Raw genomic sequence first — 18,945 nt, forward strand, 5'->3', positions numbered from 1 at the left:
CCGTAGCCGTAGCCGTAGCCGTAGCCGTAGCCGTAGCCGTAGCCGTAGCCGTAGCCGTAGCCGTAGCCGTAGCCGTAGCCGTAGCCGTAGCCGTAGCCGGTCCGCGCCCCGCGCCGCCCCGGGCCTCGTCGCTGCGGGCTCCGCGAAGCGGTTCAGCGGGTGCGCCAGCGGGCCCGCTGCCCAGGTCCGGCCCGCCACCGCCTCACTCCCCCCCGACCGGCTCCTTGGTGGTCGAGGATCACGCGGCCTGCACCGACGGAGACCACGGCGAGATGATGGTTCTCTTCTCCCCGCAGATGAGCCCGCACCTGCTGGACGCATTCGCCCCGACGGTCGCGGACAGCATCCGTACCGCTCTCCGGGACGCCTGACCGTCAGCCGGATCTTCAAAAGACCGTCGTTTTCTGAAGATCACCGGGCGAGGGTCCGGCTATCCCGAACTCCTCGTCGCCGAACCGCTCGTCCGCACCGAGTTCAAGATCGGGTACGCGCGGGTGTCGACCGGCGGGCAGAAGCTCGAACGGCAGATCGACGCACTCACCGCCGCCGAATGCCGCAAGATCTTCTCCGACAAGAAGTCCGGCAAGACCGACCTGCGCCCGGAACTGAAGGCGTGCCACGCCTTCCTCGACGCCGGCGACACCCTCGTGGTCCCCTCCCTCGACCGCTACGGCCGCAGCCTCCAGGGCCTCATCAGCATGGTCGCCGAACTCCGTAGGCGAGAGATTGGCTTCACCTCGCTGCACGAGAACCTCGACACCACGCCCCCGGGCGGCAGGCTTGTCTTCCACGTCTTCGCCGCATGGAGCGGGCTCCGGTTCGAGAAGGGTCGCGGGTGTAGCAGATCTTGTTGGTGAGCAGAACGGCCCACCGGCCCTGAGTGGGGAGATCCACATGCCGCTGCCGGTGAACCCGTAGTGGACCCAGATGTCCTGCTCGGTGGTGGTGTCGGGGGCCGGGTGCCAGAACAGGCCTCGGGCGGGCTGGAGCCGACCGGTGCGGATGGCCAGGGAGTGGGCACTCCAGTCGGCTCCGCATCCGGCCTCGACGCAGGCGGTGGACGCATCGAGCATGTAGCGCAGGAACACGGCGAGGTCGTCCATGACGGTGAAGACGCCCGCGATGCCGCACACGCCGTCCAGCAGGCGGGGAGTTGCCACCCCAATTAACGGTGGCGCTAGCTACACCCCCTGTCCGGTGGCTGACTGCATAGCTGCAGGTCGCGACCATGCTGGAGCATGAGTCTTATGCGAAATGAGAAATCTGAAGCTGTTCGGTTGGCTTCGGTACGCAAGCATTACGGTTCCGTCACCGCTCTGGACGGGATCGATGCAAAGTTCAGCAGCGGAGAGTTCACCGCAGTTATGGGCCCGTCGGGGTCCGGCAAGAGCACGTTCCTGCATTGCGCTGCGGGCCTTGAGAATCCGACATCCGGGGTGGTCGAGTTGGCCGGCCATGACGTCAGCAAGTTGTCCGAGACACAACTTGCTCGGTTCCGACGCGCCCAGGTGGGCTTCGTATTCCAGGCTTTCAATCTCTTGCCGGCCCTGACAGTGGAGCAGAATGTCGCCCTGCCTTTGCGGCTGGCCGGGACACGGCCGGACACAAGGCGAATCGATCACGCATTGGAGCGGGTGGGATTGACGGAAAGGCGACGTCACCGCCCCGCACAGCTCTCCGGAGGCCAGCAGCAGCGTGTGGCCGTGGCCCGCGCCTTGGTGACACGACCCGCGGTCGTGTTCGCGGACGAGCCCACCGGCGCGCTTGATACGGCATCGGCAGCCGAGGTTCTGGGCCTTCTGCATGAGTCGGTCGAAGAAGAACAACTCACGGTGATCATGGTGACGCACGATCCCGTCGCTGCTTCCTATGCCGACAGGGTCGTCTTCCTGGCCGACGGACGAGTAGCCGATGAGATGTCCTCGCCGACTTCCGAAGAAGTCGCTCATCGCATGACACATCTGGGCGCCTGGACTTCCCGGCCCGCCACAGAGGAGCGCTAATGTTCTCCCTGGCGCTACACAGCCTGCGGCACCGCGCAGGCACCTTCGTGGCAACGCTCATTGCCGCCTATCTGGGTGCTGTGCTGATCGCTGCCTGCGGCGGGCTTGTCGAGACAAGCCTGCGTTCCGAAGCACCCCCTCAGCGCCTCGCCGCTGCTCCCATGGTCGTCGCAGGTGAACAAAAATTCGAGATCGCCAAGAGGGACCCAGCCGGCGACAAAAAACGGACACGCAGCGTCACCCTGGCTGAGCGAGTTCACCTCGACCGCGACTTGGCCGATGCGATATCAGGTGTGGACGGAGTGCGCTCCGTCATCCCCTACGTGAGTTTCCCTGCCCGCTACGGGAATACCGACCTGATTGGGCACAGCTGGGAGTCAGCCGGTTTGACTCCCTACAAGCTGCGGGATGGTCGTGCGCCGCAAACAGGTGAAGTGGTCCTCGACACCTCCATCGCTCGCGGTATCCACCCCGGGGACAGCGTCGAGCTTGCCGTGCAGGGCACCATCGAGCACTTCCGCGTGGCAGGTGTCGCTACAACGTCACAGGACATATCCGAGTCGGCAGACGTCTTCTTCAACGATTCGGACGCTGCCCGACTTTATGACCATTCAGGCCAGGTAGACGCTTTCGGGGTCTACGCGGACGGTGATCCCAAAGCCATCCAAGATGAACTCGGCGATACCGTCAGCGTGTTGACCGGGGACGCCCGCGGTGAAGCCGAGTTTCCGCAGCAGATTGCTGCTGCCGAGCGCCTCAGCCCGCCATTCTTCGCGTCCGGTGGGACGGCTATCGCTATTTCGCTGTTCGTCGTGGCCAATACTCTGGTTCTTTCCTTGCGGCAGCGTCAGAAGGAAATGGCTATGCTCCGGTCCATCGGAGCAACTCCGGGACAAGTCCGGCGCATGATCATAGGCGAGGCCGTGACCATTGGCGTGGTCGCTATTGCCGCGGCCATGGCAACCGGGAAACTGCTGGGCAGTGCGGTCTTCGATCAACTCGTTCATGTAGGAGTCGTTGACGAAGTCATCCAGTATCACCAGGGCGTAGTGCCTATGGCCGCCGCCGCTGTCAGCACAGTCTTGGCTATGATCGGCGCAGCACTGATTGCAGCTCGCAGAGTCACAGCGGTCAAGCCCACAGAAGCCCTCCTGGAGTCGGAAATGACCCAGCGTGGGGTCAGTCGCTTCAGGATCATAGGCGCGCTTGTCTGTTTTGTTGGCGGGGGCGTGTTTATTTTCCTCGCTTCGGCGGTGGTCACCGGCCCGGAAATGGTAGCCATGGCCGGCCCGGTCGTACTGTTGTGGTGCGTAGGCATTGCCATGATCAGCCCCGTCGTAGTCCAAGTCGCGGAACTCTTGCTGCGTAAGCCCGTCCAGGTCCTGACAGGGGTTCCCGGATGGCTTGCGCTGGCCAACACTCGTACATCCGCCATCCGCGTGGCCAGTGCTGTCATTCCTATCGTGCTGGCAGTCGGTGTCACCACCGCGAATATCTATCTGCAGACAACACAGAAGGCTGTCTCGCAGACGGCGTTCGCCGATGATCTGCGCGCTAGTGCCGTCGTTGCATCGCCCACGGGTGTCTCAGCGGATACGCTCCAGCAGATCCAGCGAACCAAGGGGGTGGCCCAGGCATCCGACTACGTCACCAGCTCCGTGTTCGTCATGTCTCCTTTCCTCGGCAATCAGAAACGGACTGGAATACCGGCCGTGGGTCTTGACGGCCAGGCTGCCGAGGAGCTGAGTGCAGCACGAGTAGTCGAGGGTGACCTCAAGAAGTTGGCGGAGGGCGCGAGCGTGGCCCTACCCGACGTTACGGCCGAAAAAATGAATAGAAAAGTAGGCGACGAAGTCACCCTTCGGCTCGGAGACGGCCGTGATGTCACGACGCCTATCGTGGCGACGCTGGACCAGCGGGAGGGCTACGAACAAATCGTCCTGCCTTCCTCTTTGCTTGCCGAGCACACGACCCTGGGCGCAGCTCAAAAGGTTCTGGTGAAGGCTGCTCCCGGAGTAAGTGACGAGGAAGTGGTGAGCCGGCTCCAGGCCACGCTAAAGGATGCCCCGGTAACAGTGGGGAACCGCGAGAACTTGATCGAAGACCAAGCCGTCAGCGATGACGTCACAGCTTGGGTGAACTATCTTGCGGTGGCCATGATGATCGGCTTCGTAGTCGTGGCAGTCTCCAACACTCTCGTCATGAGTACGATTCGTCGGCGCCGGGAATTCGGGTTGCAGCAGCTCGTCGGTGTCACACGCTGGCAGATCATGCGCATGGTCGGAATAGAAGGACTTCTCATAGCCTTTATCGGAATTCTGGCCGGGTCGGCTGCAGCAGCTGGTACGACGGTCCCGTACAGTCTTGCCACGATGAACTCGCGCCTCCCCACCGGTCCTCCTGCTGTCTACGCCACGGCAGTACTTGGCGCTGTCGGGCTGGGGATCATTTCAGTCACCATTCCCGCGTGGGTCGCGACGCGGTCGCGACCCGTCGAAGCCGTGGCCGTTAGTGACTGAATTAAGCATTTCGCGGTGACGTATACCTCCCCGAGCAGTTGCAGAGCTTAGGAAGGGCCGCAGGGTAAGGCTGGGACGAACATACAAAACGGCTCGATCGAAAGACGGGACCGCGCTTCGGGCCGACTTCACCTGCCTGCGCCCTCCGCGCGCAGGCCCTGCCCACCAGCGAGGCACACGGCGTCTCCGGCCGGCGCCGCGAGCTTTTCGCCCGCATGGCGGACCCCGCCTGTCGGGGCTGAGAAGCTGTATCTCAACCGAACGTGATCGTTGAGTTCTTGCTGGTCAGGCATGGTTTCGCTCGGGGGGAGGAAGGGGGCGGGCGTCCTGTTTCCGCCTGGTCGCAGAGGGGTGCGCGATGACGTCGATGTTGGCTTTGCTGTTAGCGCGTGAGGTTGCTGCGCGTGAGCGGGTGGAGGTGCTGCGGGAGGAGGCGGCTCGTGCGGTCGCGGCGCTGGAGGCCGGCGAGATCGAGCTGGACCGCCGGGTGATCGCCCGCGAGGAGCTCGTCGAGGCGCTGGCCGTCTCCGTCGCGGAGAACATTGCTGTGGCGGAGGCCGGGGGCGGGCGGGAGGCGGTGCCCGGGCCGGTTGCGGGGGCGGTCGTGCCGTTCTGGCGGGAGGACCTTGCGGTCTCGGTGCTCTCGGAGGACTATCAGCGGATCGTGCGGGTGCTGCAGGACCGGCCGGGCGGCGAGGCGATGCGGGCCAAGGACATCGCGGCGGCCCTCGGGCTCGATGCGTCCGTGCCGGCGAGGGTCGAGGGGGTCCGCTCGAAGGCGAAACGCCTGGGTGAGCGGGGATGGTTGCTCCAGGAGCCGTCGGGGATGTTCAGTGCCGGACGGCGGCTGGTGTCCGCGCCAGCCGACGGCTCATCCGCGTGATCATGCGACCAGCGGATCATCGCCTCGCTGGTGGCCGTCATGGTCTCGTAGTCCGGATGATCGGCCGCGTTGCCGTACACGTGCGCGAGACAATCGCACGACACGGCGGGCGAGTTGAAGTCAACGGGCGTGACCGAGTACACATAGGACAACGGGGCCTCCTTGGGCCACTCGGTGAGGTTCGCACCCCCGAGGTACCAAGACGCCCCGCCTTCATGCCCCGGCCAACCGGGAAACCCGTTCGACCCGCATGTTCCGTGAGCTAGACCGAGATCGAGTTGCAGGTGGCCCGACTTGGAGGCGGCCGAGGTGGTGTTCGGTCAGTAGGCCAAGGAGACCGACAGCGGACGACGGCCTTCGGGCATCGTGGAGCCGGGAGCCGGGAGCCGGGAGCCGGGAGCCGGGAGCCGGGAGCCGGGAGCCGGGAGCCGGGAGCCGGGAGCCGGGAGCCGGGAGCCGGGAGCCGTTGGTGAGTTCGGCGGTCTGCCCATCACCGTCGCTTCCATGTAGTAGTTACAGTTCTTGAGCAAGTCTGGAGTCTCAGGCTGAGGCCGGAAGGTATCTGCGGAGAAGGTTCGCAACACGCTCAGACTTGACAGGGAAACCCGGGCCTGGTGGCCGGGCGTCTCTGACGAGAACCAGTGGAACACCGTGCACGAGGATGGGCGCCTCGCGGCCTACCTGTGCCCGCAGTGCCAGACCCCGGAAGGGAACGCGGAAGCGGAGGTGAAGGCGGCGCTGGTCGACTACGACCACCCGGCCACCGACGCCGACGGCCGGGTGCGGTTGGCGCCTCGCGGGGGCTGGCACAGCGTGTCTGTGGGCACCCACAGCGTCGTGCAGTCCGATCCGGCGGTACACCTCGTCCTCGGGGTCGAGAACGCCCAGCTGCACATCGGTGTCGCCGCACACACCGATGCCCGCCTGCATGACCTCTTCTCCGAGACCTGTGCCGGCCACGTCCGTACGGAGCTGGAGCGGGTCGGCGCCCGGCCCGGTCACCGCACCCTCGCCTACACCCTCGGCCCGCCCTCTCCCCGGCGACACCTTCACCGGTGTACACACGCCACGACCCTCGATACCGCCCATACCCTGCGCGAGGGACTCACCCGTGGGCGCGACACCAACTCGCTCGGGGCGCGAGGGAGTAGCGGGTACAGTCCGCCGCACGGTGAGGAACACCGGCAAGGTCATCCGGTCGGGCATCCGCCCCAAGGTCCGGACGCCTCGCCGGGATTACCCGGCCCTCACTCCTCACGAGTGGGACAACTGCCCCGCCCCGCCCCGTCGGCCTATCCGCCCCTGGGCTCGTACGGCCGCGCGTGCCTGCCGTCGGGCCCGACGCCGTTCGCGGCGCAGGGCGCGTGCTGTGCTGCTGGGCATGGAAACCACGCCATGGCGTTGGTTCCAGACCTGACGCGTCACCCACACGTCGAGGGCTCCCCAGGTGGCCGCGATCGTGCTGACCACGCTGCTGATCACCATGGGGAACGCCAGCCAGGACCCGGCCATCGTGCACAGGAAGGCCACCATCGCCTGGATCAGCGTCAAGGCTATGAGGAGCACCGCCCGCACGGCCGCCGTCCGTACCGGATCCGGCAACCGCCGTCGCCGTGCCGGCTCCTCGACCCACAGGGGCCGAGTGTCCCGCTGCTCGCGTACGCCGCGGCCCACCTGGTGAGCCAGGGCTTCTCTTTCGTGGGCCCCCGTCCCCGCCTCGTCGGCCGGATTGTCGCGATCAGTCGCCTCGCGATTCCGATGCCCCGGCACATGCGCCCCACCAGTCCTGGGCGTCCCGTGCCGCTCCGCCGTGCCCATCAACGTGTCACTCCCCACCGCCAGCAGACCGCTCGCTCGCATCCGAAGACCCGTGTTCCCCAGTGGCTGCCCGGCTTGCGCTGTTTTACGCCGCCCAGGTGCGGGATGCGGCTCCTGTGGCCGATTCCGCCCCCAACTCCCGTAGAGAAGGACGAACAACCCGTCATGAAGATTCCCAGGAACCGAAAAATTTCAGCCAACCGCCCTGGCATGTCACGGCGATCGGCCCGCCCTGCCGCCCTCGGTTTCGGGGAGACAACTCCCGCAATGCCCGGACAACTCCCCATGGCTCGTGGCTGGCGCGGAAGTTCACCTTCCGGACCGGTCTTCGAGTTCCCTGTGGGTCGGTAGTAGGCTCGCGCCGTTTGTTGACGCACATGTGTACCCCCGGTAGGCCGGGGGCCCGAGCTGGGGGAGGCCATGCGCTTTCGCGGGAAGTCCATCCGCCGGAAGATCGTGGCGCTGCTTCTCGTGCCGCTGGTGTCCCTGAGCGCGATCTGGGCCTTCGCCACGGTGCTCACGGGGCGTGAGGCGGCCGACCTGTTCAACGTGTCGTCCGTGGTGGAGAAGATCGCCTACCCCATCGAGGACACCGTCCGCGTCCTCCAGGAGGAACGCCGCCAGACCCTCGTCTACCTCGCCGACCCCCGCGCCTCGGACGGGCTCGCAGCGCTCCGGCGCAGCCGGGCCGCCACCGACAAAGCCGTCGACGGCATCCGCGACAACGCGCGGAATCCTGACGTGCGCGACGCGATGGGCGAGGGCACCGACGAACGGCTGACCGCCGTCCTCGACGCCTTCGAAGGCATCGAGTCGCTGCGTAGCAGTGTCGAGGACGGCACCGTCAACCGTTCTCAGGCCCTCGACCTCTACAACCGGCTGGTCGACCCGTGTTACGTCCTCCTGGCCAACCTGCACGTGGTCGACAACGTGGAACTGGACAAGCAGTACCGCGCGCTGGTCAATCTCGCCCGCGCCCGCGAACTTCTCTCCCGTGAGGACGCCCTCCTCGGCTCCGCCCTGATCGTCGGCGAGATCTCCCACTCCGAAGAGCGCGACATCTCCGACCTCGTGGCCCAGCGCAGCCTGATGTACGACGCCAACCTCCCGCTGCTGCCCGTCGCGGAGCGCGATCGCTACCAGAGCTTCTGGAAGAACGCCTCCTCCGCTCCGCTGCGCGTGGCCGAGGAAGCGGCCGTCTCCTCCGGGTCCGGCGCTCCCCGCGGTGTCTCCGCGAAGAGCTGGGACAGCGCCGCCGGGAACGTGCTCGACGAGCTCGGCACCCTCAACGACCAGGCCAACGACCGCTACCAGGACCGCGTCGACCCGGTGGCCATGGGCGTCATCGCCAAGGCGGTCATCGCCGGCGTACTCGGCCTGCTCGCGCTCCTCGTCTCCCTCTTCCTGTCCGTGCGCGTCGGCCGCACCCTCATTCGCGATCTGCGGCAGCTGCGCCTGGAGGCCCACGAGGCGTCCGGGGTGCGACTGCCCAGCGTGATGCGCCGGCTCTCCGCGGGCGAGCAGGTCGACGTCGAGACCGAGGTCCCGCACCTCGAGTACGACAAGAACGAGATGGGCGAGGTCGGCCAGGCCCTCAACACCCTGCAGCGCGCCGCCGTCGAAGCCGCCGTCAAACAGGCCGAGCTGCGCGCCGGCGTCTCCGAGGTCTTCGTCAACCTCGCGCGCCGCAGCCAGGTCCTGCTCCACCGGCAGCTCACCCTGCTGGACGCCATGGAGCGCCGGACCGAGGACACGGAAGAACTCGCCGACCTGTTCCGCCTCGACCACCTGACCACCCGCATGCGCCGGCACGCCGAGGGCCTCGTGATCCTCTCCGGCGCCGCCCCCTCCCGCCAGTGGCGCAAGCCCGTCCAGCTCATGGACGTCGTACGGGCCGCCGTCGCCGAGGTCGAGGACTACGAGCGCATCGAGGTCCGCCGCCTTCCGCGGATCGCCGTCACCGGCCCGGCCGTCGCCGACCTCACCCATCTCGTGGCCGAACTCCTGGAGAACGCCACCGTCTTCTCGCCTCCGCACACCGCCGTCCAGGTCCTGGGCGAGCGGGTCGCCAACGGCTTCACCCTGGAGATCCACGACCGCGGCCTCGGAATGGCCGCCGAAGCGCTCCTGGACGCCAACCTCCGGCTCGCCGAGACGCCGGAGTTCGAGCTGTCCGACACCGACCGGCTCGGCCTGTTCGTGGTCAGCCGGCTCGCCCAGCGACAGAACGTCCGGGTCTCCCTGCAGCCCTCCCCGTACGGAGGAACGACCGCCGTCGTCTTCATCCCCGACGCGCTGCTGACGGACGACATCCCGGACACGAACGGCATCGGCTTCCGCCTCGACCGCCCCCGGCTGGCCGGCGAGGCCGAGCCGCAGGACAGCCGCCGTGCCGCCCTGTCCCAGACGCCCGCACAGCGTCCGGGCCTGCCCGCCTCCCTTCTGGACGGCCCGGTCGAGCTGGAGGCCCCGGTGGACCTGGACGCCATCAGCGGGTTCCCCGGCTCCCTCGAGGACGAGAGCGGTGAACACGGCGCTCTGTTCCGCTCCCGCCACTCCCTCACCCGCGCCCAGGACGAGACAGCCGGCCGCCCCGATCCGCAGCAGCAGAGCGACGCCCGCAGCGGACGGGACCGGACCGACACCGGAGACGAGCTTGACGCTCCGGCCGTCCCGACCCGCCGCCACACTCCCAAGCTGGTCAGCTCGCACGGGCGCCCGGTCACCGACCAGCGCCCCCGCCGAGGGAAGACCGACGAGGAACCCACCACGGCCGCCGACCGAGCGGAATCGGGGGCCGCATCCTCGCTCTCGTCGCGCCGCCGGGGCGAGGAGTCCGCGGGCGGCCGGGCCGTGGGCCGGCCCGGGCCGGAGCACGCGCTTCCGGTCCGGCGCCGTACCGACGACTCCTCGACCGGCACCCGGCGCGACGAGGCGCAAACCGAGGCACCCCCGCCGCTGCCGGCCCGTCGCCGGGGGGCGGAATCCGCTCGTCCCGCCATCGGCGCGGCCGGCCGCGCCGCCGACCACACCGAATCCCCGGCCACGCCCGGCAGTGCCGACGGCGACCGGTCGGAACCGCCCGCTCTGCCCAAGCGCACCCGCCGCGCGGAGATCGCGTCCAGCGGCCCGGACACACCCGACCGCCGCTCCGGCCCCGCGCCGGGGAACACTGGCGGGCCCATGCGCCATGAGACCGGCTCCGGCCCCGCCCCACAGGAAACCGGATGGGTGCCCGGTGCCCCGCTGCGGGGGGCCGGCTCCGGCACCACGCCGCTGCCCCGGCGCGTTCGGCAGGCCAACCTGGCGCCGCAGCTGAAGCGGGGAACCGAGCCGCGTACGGAGGACAAGGCCGAGCCCGTCGAACGCGACGCCGAGGAAGTACGCAGTCGCATGGCCTCGCTCCAGCGCGGCTGGCAGCGCGGCCGTGACGAGAACGCCGCGGGCGATGCCGCCCACAGCGGCGCAGCACGACAAGGAACGACAGAGGGGGACGGTCGATGACCGCACCGAAGGCGACCGGCCACACCGCGACCATCAAGGGGGAGCTGAACTGGCTCCTCGACGACCTGGTGGACCGCGTCGCGAGCATCCGCAAGGCCCTCGTGCTCTCCGGCGACGGTTTGCCGACGGGCGTGTCCAGGGACCTGACCAGGGAGGACAGCGAGCACCTGGCGGCCGTCGCCTCCGGGTTCCACAGCCTCGCCAAGGGTGTGGGACGCCACTTCGAGGCCGGCAACGTCCGCCAGACCGTCGTCGAGCTCGACGACGCCTTCCTGTTCGTGACCGCCGCCGGTGACGGCAGCTGCCTCGCCGTCCTCTCGGACGCCGACTCGGACGTCGGCCAGGTCGCCTACGAGATGACGCTCCTCGTGAAGCGGGTGGGCGTACATCTGGGTGCCGCTCCGCGCACCGATCTGCCCGCAGGCGGGTAGTGGGATGACATGAGCGCTGACGGTCAGGGAAGAAGCCACTGGTTCGACGACGAAGCCGGACCGGTCGTCCGTCCGTACGCCATGACACGCGGCCGCACCAGCAGCCAGGGCCAGCACCGCCTGGACCTGATCGCGGTCGTCGTCACGGAACCGCAGGCGGACGACCCGGAAGCCGACCACATGCTCTCCCCGGAGCACGTGGACATCGTCGAGCTGTGCCGTGACGTCCCGCAGTCGGTCGCCGAACTCGCAGCGGAACTCGACCTGCCGATCGGGGTGGTACGGGTCCTTGTCGGAGATCTCGTGGACTCGGAATTCGTCCATGTGAACCGGCCCGTACCCCCTGCCGAACTGCCGGACGAGAGTATTCTGCGCGACGTGATCAACGGCCTCCGGGCGCTGTGAGCAGCGCGGAAGCGGGGTAGTGACGTGACTGGCTGGCAGTTCTGGGTCGACCGGGGCGGCACCTTCACCGACGTCGTCGCGAGACGCCCGGACGGCCGGCTGCTCACGCACAAGCTCCTGTCGGACAACCCGGCCCGTTACGCCGACGCGGCGGTCGAGGCAGTCCGCACCCTGCTGGCCGACTCGGGCGACCCCGTCGAAACCGTGCGCATGGGGACCACGGTCGCCACCAACGCCCTCCTGGAGCGCAAGGGCGAGCGCACCCTGCTGGTCATCACCCGTGGCTTCCGCGACGCCCTGCGCATCGCCTACCAGAACCGCCCTAGCATCTTCGCCCGCCGCATCGACCTGCCCGAGCTGTTGTACGAACGAGTCGTCGAGGTCGACGAGCGCATCGCCGCCGACGGCACGGTGCTGCTCGAGCCCGGCCTCGACACCCTCGCCGGGCCCCTCCAGGAGGCGTACGACGACGGGATCCGGGCCGTGGCCGTGGTCTGTATGCACAGCCACCTCCACCCCGCCCACGAACAGGCCGTCGGGGAACTCGCCGCCCGCATCGGCTTCCCGCAGATCTCGCTCTCCAGCGAGGCCAGCCCCCTGATGAAACTCGTCCCCCGAGGGGACACCGCCGTCGTCGACGCCTACCTCTCGCCCGTACTGCGCCGCTACGTCCGCCACGTCGCCGACGAACTCGAAGGCGTACGGCTGATGTTCATGCAGTCCAACGGCGGTCTCACCGAGGCCGGGCAGTTCCGCGGGAAGGACGCCATCCTGTCCGGGCCGGCCGGTGGCATCGTCGGCATGGCCCGCATGTCGCAGCTGGCAGGCTTCGACCGCGTCATCGGGTTCGACATGGGTGGCACGTCCACCGACGTCTCCCACTTCGCGGGCGAGTACGAACGGGTTTTCACCAGCCAGATCGCCGGCGTCCGGCTGCGCGCACCCATGCTCGACATTCACACCGTCGCGGCCGGCGGGGGCTCGGTCCTGCACTTCGACGGCTCCCGCTACCGCGTAGGGCCGGACTCGGCGGGCGCGGACCCCGGGCCCGCCTGCTACCGGGGCGGCGGCCCACTCGCCGTCACCGACGCCAATGTCCTTCTCGGCCGCATCCAGCCCGCCCACTTCCCGAAGGTGTTCGGCGCGAACGGCGACGAGTCCCTCGACGAAACCCTCGTCCGGGACCGCTTCACCGCCCTCGCGCGCGAGATCCGCGAGCAGACCGGCGACGACCGCACCCCGGAGCAGGTCGCCGAGGGGTACCTGCAGATCGCCGTCGCGAACATCGCGTCGGCCGTGAAGCGGATCTCCGTCCAGAAGGGCCACGACGTCACCCGCTACGCCCTCACCACGTTCGGCGGTGCCGGCGGCCAGCACGCCTGCATGGTCGCCGACTCCCTCGGCATCCGCACCGTCCTCGTGCCGCCCATGGCCGGTGTCCTCTCTGCACTCGGCATCGGCCTCGCCGACACCACCGCCATGCGCGAACAGTCCGTCGAGGCGCCCCTGGAACCCGCCTCCATGCCGGGCGTCCGCAAGACCGCCGAAGATCTGGAAGCGGCGGCCCGCGCCGAACTCCGCGCCGAGGACGTCCCCGAGGAACACATCGAGATCACCCGCCGCGCGCAGCTCCGCTACGACGGCACCGACACCACCCTCACCGTCGAGCTGACCGAGCCCGACACGATGCGGCACGCCTTCGAAGAACGTCATCGCGCCACGTACTCCTTCACGCTCGAACGACCGATCGTCGTCGAAGCCCTCTCCGTCGAAGCCACCGGCATCACAGAACCCCCCGATCTCTCCGCCCTCGCCCCTTACGAAGCCACCACCGGCGGCAGCCTCGCGGCGCCCCGCACCGTCCGCCTCCACACGGGCGGCGCCTGGCACGACGTACCCCTCCACCGCCGCGAGGGCCTTCCCCCCGGCGACACCATCACCGGCCCGGCGATCATCAGCGAAGCCGGTGCGACGACCGTCGTCGACGACGGCTGGCAGGCCGCGGCGACCGACGACGGGCATCTGGTCATGGAACGCGCCGCGATTACGCAGAGTTCCGATCTCGACACGAAAGTCGACCCGGTGCTGCTTGAGGTCTTCAACAACCTCTTCATGTCCATCGCCGAACAGATGGGCGCCCGCCTCGAGTCCACGGCCCAGTCCGTCAACATCAAAGAGCGCCTGGACTTCTCCTGCGCCCTGTTCGACCCCGACGGAAACCTGGTGGCCAACGCCCCGCACATCCCCGTCCACCTGGGCTCGATGGGCACGAGCATCAAAGAGGTCATCCGCCGGCGCGGCTCCCGCATGCGCCCGGGCGACACCTACGCCGTCAACGACCCGTACCACGGCGGCACCCATCTGCCCGACGTCACCGTGATCACCCCGGTCTTCGATGCCGCACCATCGGGCGTCACGGAGAGTGACCCGGAGATCCTCTTCTACGTCGCTTCACGCGGCCACCACGCCGAGATCGGCGGTATCGCCCCCGGCTCGATGCCCGCCGGCAGCCGCACCATCGAGGAGGAGGGCGTCCTCTTCGACAACTGGCTGCTCGCCGAGGACGGGCGCTTCCGCGAGGACGAGACCCTCCGCCTCCTCACCGAAGCGCCGTACCCCTCCCGTAATCCGAAGACCAACCTCGCCGACCTGCGAGCCCAGATCGCCGCCAACCGGAAGGGTGTCGACGAGGTCGGCCGCATGATCGACGACTTCGGCCTCGACGTCGTCCAGGCCTACATGCGGCACGTCCAGGACAACGCCGAAGAGGCCGTACGCCGCGTCATCGAAGCCCTCGACGACGGCGACTACGCCTACGAGACCGACTCGGGCGCCGTCATCCGCGTACGCGTGCGCGTGGACCGCGAGAACCGTGCGGCCACCATCGACTTCACCGGCACGTCGGCGCAGCTGCCCACCAACTTCAACGCGCCCTTCTCGGTCGTCAACGCGGCCGTCCTGTACGTCTTCCGCACCCTCGTAGCCGACGAGATCCCCCTCAACGACGGGTGCCTGCGCCCCCTGAGCATCGTCGTACCGCCCGGCTCCCTGCTCGCCCCCGAGCCGCCGGCCGCCGTCGTCGCCGGCAACGTGGAGACCTCCCAGGCCGTCACCGGTGCCCTCTACGCCGCGCTCGGTGTCCAGGCCGAGGGCTCCGGGACCATGAACAACGTGACCTTCGGGAACGAACGCCACCAGTACTACGAGACCGTCGCCTCGGGCTCCGGCGCGGGCGACGGCTTCCCCGGTGCCCCCGTCGTCCAGACCCACATGACCAACTCACGCCTCACCGACCCCGAGATCCTGGAGTGGCGGCTGCCCGTGCGCCTCGAGGAATTCGCGGTACGGCCCGGCAGCGGCGGTGCCGGCCGGTGGCGAGGCGGGGACGGCGCCGTGCGCCGCCTCCGCCTCCTGGAGCCCATGACCGTCTCCACGCTGTCCCAGCACCGCCGTGTCCCCCCGTACGGCATGGCGGGTGGTGAGCCGGGCGCTCTCGGCACCAACCGGATCGAACACGCCGACGGCACGGTGACCGAACTCGGCGGCAGTGACTCCGCGGACGTCGCCGCCGGCGACGTGCTCGTCATCGAAACCCCAGGCGGCGGAGGCTACGGCCAGCCGTCGCCCGACCCCCATCAAGCAGGAGAAGAGATCGATGATCTTCGGGCGTTCTGAGCGCGGCAAGCCTCCGGTCGAGCCCGTCACGCTCAAGATCCTGGTGGCCGGCGGCTTTGGCGTGGGCAAGACCACGCTCGTCGGCGCGGTCAGCGAGATCAGGCCGCTGCGCACCGAGGAACTGCTCACCGAGGCAGGCCGCCCGGTCGACGACACCAGCGGCGTGGAAGGCAAGCACACCACGACCGTGGCCATGGACTTCGGCCGCATCACTCTCCGAGAGGACCTGGTGCTGTACCTCTTCGGCACGCCCGGCCAGGAGCGGTTCTGGTTCATGTGGGACGAGCTCTCCGAAGGCGCTCTCGGTGCCGTCGTGCTCGCCGACACCCGCCGCCTCGAGGACTGCTTCGCCGCCGTCGACTATTTCGAACGGCGCTCGATACCCTTCCTGGTCGGCGTCAACTGCTTCGAGGGCGCCCCGCGTTACCCGATCGAGGACGTCCGCCAGGCCCTCGACCTCGACGACGACGTACCGCTCCTGATGACCGACGCCCGCGACCGCGAGTCGGTCAAGGAGACACTCATCGGTGTCGTCCAGCACGCCATGGCACACGCGGCTGGCGAACGCCACACGGTGACCACCTGACGCATGCCCGGCTCACCGGCGCGGCCCGCACCCCCACCGACCTGGGCACGGGCCGCCCTCCGGAGAACAATGCCCACGCGCGCGTGGTCAGCTCTCGCCGCCCTCCTCCCAGCCGAAGCTCTTCTCCACGGCCTTGCGCCAGTTGTGGTACTCGCGGTCCCGCACCGACGCCTCCATCGAAGGCGTCCACTCGACGTCCTTCTGCCAGTGCGCCTTGAGCTCGTCCAGGTCGTTCCACACCCCGGTGGCCAGACCGGCCGCGTACGCGGCGCCCAGGCAGGTCGTCTCGGAGACCTTGGGCCGCACCACCGGAACATCGAGCACGTCCGCCTGGTGCTGCATGAGCAGGTTGTTCTTCGTCATGCCGCCGTCGACCTTCAGGGTGGTGATGTGCACCCCCGAGTCCTGGTACATGGCGTCGACGACCTCACGCGTCTGCCAGCTCGTCGCCTCCAGCACCGCACGCGCGAGGTGCGCCTTCGTGACGTACCGGGTCAGCCCGGTGACCACGCCACGCGCGTCGGAGCGCCAGTACGGCGCGAACAGGCCCGAGAACGCCGGCACGATGTACGCGCCGCCGTTGTCCTCCACGCTCGCCGCCAGGGGCTCGATCTCGTCGGCGGTCCGGATGATGCCGAGCTGGTCGCGGAACCACTGGACCAGCGCGCCCGTGATGGCGATCGCGCCCTCCAAGCAGTAGACCGGCGCCTCGGTGCCGATCTTGTACCCCATCGTCGTCAGCAGTCCGCTCTTCGACGGCACCGGGCGGTCGCCGGTGTTGAGCAGCAGGAAGCTTCCCGTGCCGTACGTGTTCTTGGCGGTGCCCACGTCGTAGCAGGCCTGCCCGAACACGGCGGCCTGCTGGTCGCCCAGTGCGGAGGCCACGGGCACGCCGGCGAGCTGGCCGACGGCGGTGCCGTACACCTCGGAGGAGGACCGGATCTCCGGCAGCATGGCCTCGGGGATGTTCATCGCCGAGAGGATCGAGGGGTCCCACTGGAGGGTCCCCAGGTTCATCAGCATGGTGCGCCCGGCATTGGTCACGTCGGTGACGTGCTGCCCGCCGTCCGTGCCGCCGGTGAGGTTCCAGATCAGCCAGGAGTCCATCGTCCCGAAGGCGATCTCACCGCGCTCGGCACGCGCACGGAGTTCGGGCACGTTGTCGAGCAGCCAGGCCGCCTTGGGCCCCGAGAAGTAGGTGGCCAGCGGCAGACCCGTCTGCTCGCGGAAACGGTCCTGCCCGTCCGAACCGCCCAGCTGGTTGCACAGCGCCGCTGTCCGCGTGTCCTGCCACACGATGGCGTTATGCACCGGTTTGCCGGTCGCCCGGTCCCACAGGAGGGTCGTCTCGCGCTGGTTGGTGATGCCCATCGCGCTCAGTTGGTCGGCCCGCAGACCGGCTTTGGCGAGCGCTCCCGCGACGACTGCCTGCACCTTGGACCAGATCTCGGTGGCGTCGTGCTCCACCCAGCCCGGTTTGGGAAAGATCTGGCGGTGTTCGCGCTGGTCCACGGCGACGATCCCGCCGTCCTGGTTGAAGACGATGCAGCGGCTCGATGTGGTGCCCTGGTCGATTGCGGCAACGTACTTTTCTGCGTTGTCCGTCATGGCTACCCCTTGGGCTGGTTCAGAAGGCTGCGTTGTAGATGACACCGCCGAGCAGTCCGCCGATCAGTGGGCCGACGATGGGGATCCACGAGTAGCCCCAGTCGGAGGTGCCCTTGTTCGGGATGGGCAGGAGGGCGTGGATGATGCGCGGGCCGAGGTCACGTGCCGGGTTGATGGCGTAACCGGTGGGACCACCCAGGGACAGACCGATACCGACGACCAGGAGGGACACCAGCAGGATCGCGATACCGGACCCGTAGATGCCGCCGCCGCCCGGGATCAGGCCGATGCCGATGCCCTCCACGTGCCTGTCCTGACCGACCAGGGCGAGGATGGGCAACACCAGGGCGATGGTGGCGAGGATCTCGGTGATCAGGTTGGCGATCGGGTTCCGGATCTCCGGGATCGTGGAGAAGATGCCGAGCGTCGGAACCGGTTCGTCCGCCGTGCCCTCAGTGGTTCCCGTCTGCCGCACGTTGGCCGCGAACTGGGCGTAGTACACGAGATAGCACAGGATCGCACCGATCATGGCGCCGGTGATCTGGCCCAGCAGATAAACCCAGACCTTGCTCCATACGCCGGTGTCGACGGCGAGACCGAAGGTGACGGCCGGGTTGATGACCCCTCCGGAGAGGGGAGCGGCGGTGTACGCGCCGGCCAGCACGCCGAAGCCCCAGCCGAACGCGATCACGATCCACCCGGAGGCCCGTGCTTTCGAGAATCTGAGGGTGACGGCGGCACACACGCCGGCACCGAACAGGATCAGGATCGCCGTGCCGATCATCTCGCCGAAGAAGATATCTCCGTTAGTCATGGCGGCTCCTAGGCCGTGGTCCGGGACGGTCCGCCCCGGTCCTCACGTGCAGGGTGCGTTTCCCGTGGCGACTTCAGCCGAATGCAGGGAGATCCCGCGATCCCGTGTCCCGCCCGGCATCCGTGACGAGCGTGCCGTCGCAGCCGAATCGCCCGTGGAGGAATGGGCCTTGGCGCAGGCGCGCCCACGCGCCGCAGTGCCGGAATACGCCGAGAATGTACGGCGATGTCGACTGACACCGGAAGTGTTCACCGGCACCCAAGGGGCGTCAAGGTCGCCGACCGCAATGGTTGGCGGCCCTGTGACGGCGGCCGGGCTCCTGCCGGGCCGGGTGGCCGGTTGCACGGCCTGACGGCGCCCGGTCGGGTCTTTGTTCAGATCTGGTCGGGGTCCTCGCGCGGCCTGGGTGAGCCGCGCGGGGCTCTGGTGGTGGTGTCCGGCCACCGCTGAGCTCCGCCGTCGGCGCCAGCCCAGCCGCACCTGACTCCTCGCTTGCTAGCCACCAGCATCCACCTGACCTGGCGGGTTCTCAACCGCACGAGTCACGCACGGCTTTGCGGCCTCCGTGTCGGCCCCAGCCGGGCGGGTCGCCGCCCCGATCGGGCTCCCGTCGCACGACAGCGCCAGAGCCGCCACGAGCGGCCGTACGGACCCCTCACAGCCCGGTACCTGCCTCTCGGTCCTCCCCCCCTTGAGTGG

12 protein-coding genes and 1 pseudogene are annotated in these 18,945 nt (G+C 68.5%); 9 read left to right on the plus strand and 4 right to left on the minus strand.

Annotation, left to right across the window (positions count from 1 at the left end):
• Positions 1–494: 494 nt before the first annotated feature.
• Positions 495–857 (plus strand): recombinase family protein, encoded by a 363-nt coding sequence (locus tag AC07DF_RS37055; protein ID WP_478981200.1) that lies wholly within the window; start codon positions 495–497, stop codon positions 855–857.
• On the opposite strand, the pseudogene AC07DF_RS37060 reads toward AC07DF_RS37055, so the two are convergent.
• Positions 829–1,148: pseudogene (locus AC07DF_RS37060) on the minus strand (serine hydrolase domain-containing protein); the annotation flags it as partial. The gene AC07DF_RS37055 and the pseudogene AC07DF_RS37060 sit on opposite strands and share 29 nt — an antisense overlap.
• Before the next feature lie 99 nt (positions 1,149–1,247).
• Between AC07DF_RS37060 and AC07DF_RS37065 the strand changes: the two are divergent.
• The 3 genes from AC07DF_RS37065 (at position 1,248) to AC07DF_RS37075 (ending at position 5,405) form a co-directional block, all read left to right on the plus strand.
• Entirely contained in the window at positions 1,248–2,003 is a 756-nt protein-coding gene (locus AC07DF_RS37065; RefSeq protein WP_478981202.1) for an ABC transporter ATP-binding protein, read from the plus strand.
• Entirely contained in the window at positions 2,003–4,522 is a 2,520-nt protein-coding gene (locus tag AC07DF_RS37070; protein WP_478981204.1) for an ABC transporter permease, read from the plus strand. Before AC07DF_RS37065 ends, AC07DF_RS37070 begins: the two co-directional genes overlap by 1 nt.
• Before the next feature lie 358 nt (positions 4,523–4,880).
• Complete coding sequence (locus AC07DF_RS37075) at positions 4,881–5,405, plus strand: hypothetical protein (RefSeq protein WP_478981206.1); 525 nt, start codon at positions 4,881–4,883, stop codon at positions 5,403–5,405.
• A gap of 1,254 nt (positions 5,406–6,659) precedes the next feature.
• On the opposite strand, the gene AC07DF_RS37080 is transcribed toward AC07DF_RS37075, so the two are convergent.
• Positions 6,660–7,223, minus strand: coding sequence for a hypothetical protein (locus tag AC07DF_RS37080; protein WP_478981208.1), 564 nt, complete (start codon positions 7,221–7,223; stop codon positions 6,660–6,662).
• Positions 7,224–7,643: 420 nt separating this feature from the next.
• On the opposite strand from AC07DF_RS37080, the gene AC07DF_RS37085 reads away from it, so the two are divergent.
• From AC07DF_RS37085 to AC07DF_RS37105, 5 genes are read left to right on the plus strand one after another with little or no spacing between them, the layout of a single operon-like run.
• Positions 7,644–10,727 carry a sensor histidine kinase gene (locus AC07DF_RS37085; RefSeq protein WP_478981210.1) on the plus strand — a complete coding sequence of 1,028 codons (3,084 nt, stop codon included), beginning with the start codon at positions 7,644–7,646 and terminating at the stop codon, positions 10,725–10,727.
• On the plus strand, positions 10,724–11,158 hold the full coding sequence (locus AC07DF_RS37090; RefSeq protein ID WP_030247150.1) for a roadblock/LC7 domain-containing protein: 435 nt from the start codon (positions 10,724–10,726) through the stop codon (positions 11,156–11,158). Before AC07DF_RS37085 ends, AC07DF_RS37090 begins: the two co-directional genes overlap by 4 nt.
• A gap of 9 nt (positions 11,159–11,167) precedes the next feature.
• A complete protein-coding gene (locus tag AC07DF_RS37095; protein WP_184597042.1) occupies positions 11,168–11,563 on the plus strand; it encodes a DUF742 domain-containing protein in 396 nt (131 codons plus the stop codon).
• A gap of 24 nt (positions 11,564–11,587) precedes the next feature.
• The gene (locus AC07DF_RS37100; protein WP_478981213.1) at positions 11,588–15,238 is read left to right on the plus strand and encodes a hydantoinase B/oxoprolinase family protein; all 3,651 of its coding nucleotides are present in this window, start codon (positions 11,588–11,590) and stop codon (positions 15,236–15,238) included.
• Positions 15,219–15,824: a GTP-binding protein gene (locus tag AC07DF_RS37105; RefSeq protein ID WP_478981215.1), complete on the plus strand. Its 606-nt coding sequence runs from the start codon at positions 15,219–15,221 to the stop codon at positions 15,822–15,824. The genes AC07DF_RS37100 and AC07DF_RS37105 overlap by 20 nt, the downstream gene beginning before the upstream one ends.
• A gap of 87 nt (positions 15,825–15,911) precedes the next feature.
• On the opposite strand, the gene glpK is transcribed toward AC07DF_RS37105, so the two are convergent.
• A complete protein-coding gene (gene glpK, locus AC07DF_RS37110; protein WP_478981217.1) occupies positions 15,912–17,432 on the minus strand; it encodes a glycerol kinase GlpK in 1,521 nt (506 codons plus the stop codon).
• Between the two features lie 19 nt (positions 17,433–17,451).
• Positions 17,452–18,246, minus strand: coding sequence for an MIP/aquaporin family protein (locus AC07DF_RS37115; protein WP_478981219.1), 795 nt, complete (start codon positions 18,244–18,246; stop codon positions 17,452–17,454).
• Positions 18,247–18,945 lie beyond the last annotated feature (699 nt).

Source organism: Streptomyces sp. NPDC044719, from assembly GCF_056433405.1.

What these genes read in the sequence shown, in the direction of transcription:
- AC07DF_RS37075 (WP_478981206.1), top strand. Translation starts at nt 4,881, where the DNA reads ATGACGTCGATGTTGGCTTTGCTGTTAGCGCGTGAGGTTGCTGCGCGT.
- AC07DF_RS37090 (WP_030247150.1), top strand. Translation starts at nt 10,724, where the DNA reads ATGACCGCACCGAAGGCGACCGGCCACACCGCGACCATCAAGGGGGAG.
- AC07DF_RS37095 (WP_184597042.1), top strand. Translation starts at nt 11,168, where the DNA reads ATGAGCGCTGACGGTCAGGGAAGAAGCCACTGGTTCGACGACGAAGCC.
- AC07DF_RS37065 (WP_478981202.1), top strand. Translation starts at nt 1,248, where the DNA reads ATGCGAAATGAGAAATCTGAAGCTGTTCGGTTGGCTTCGGTACGCAAG.
- AC07DF_RS37070 (WP_478981204.1), top strand. Translation starts at nt 2,003, where the DNA reads ATGTTCTCCCTGGCGCTACACAGCCTGCGGCACCGCGCAGGCACCTTC.
- AC07DF_RS37105 (WP_478981215.1), top strand. Translation starts at nt 15,219, where the DNA reads ATGATCTTCGGGCGTTCTGAGCGCGGCAAGCCTCCGGTCGAGCCCGTC.
- AC07DF_RS37080 (WP_478981208.1), bottom strand. Translation starts at nt 7,223, where the DNA reads ATGGGCACGGCGGAGCGGCACGGGACGCCCAGGACTGGTGGGGCGCAT.
- glpK (WP_478981217.1), bottom strand. Translation starts at nt 17,432, where the DNA reads ATGACGGACAACGCAGAAAAGTACGTTGCCGCAATCGACCAGGGCACC.
- AC07DF_RS37115 (WP_478981219.1), bottom strand. Translation starts at nt 18,246, where the DNA reads ATGACTAACGGAGATATCTTCTTCGGCGAGATGATCGGCACGGCGATC.
- AC07DF_RS37085 (WP_478981210.1), top strand. Translation starts at nt 7,644, where the DNA reads ATGCGCTTTCGCGGGAAGTCCATCCGCCGGAAGATCGTGGCGCTGCTT.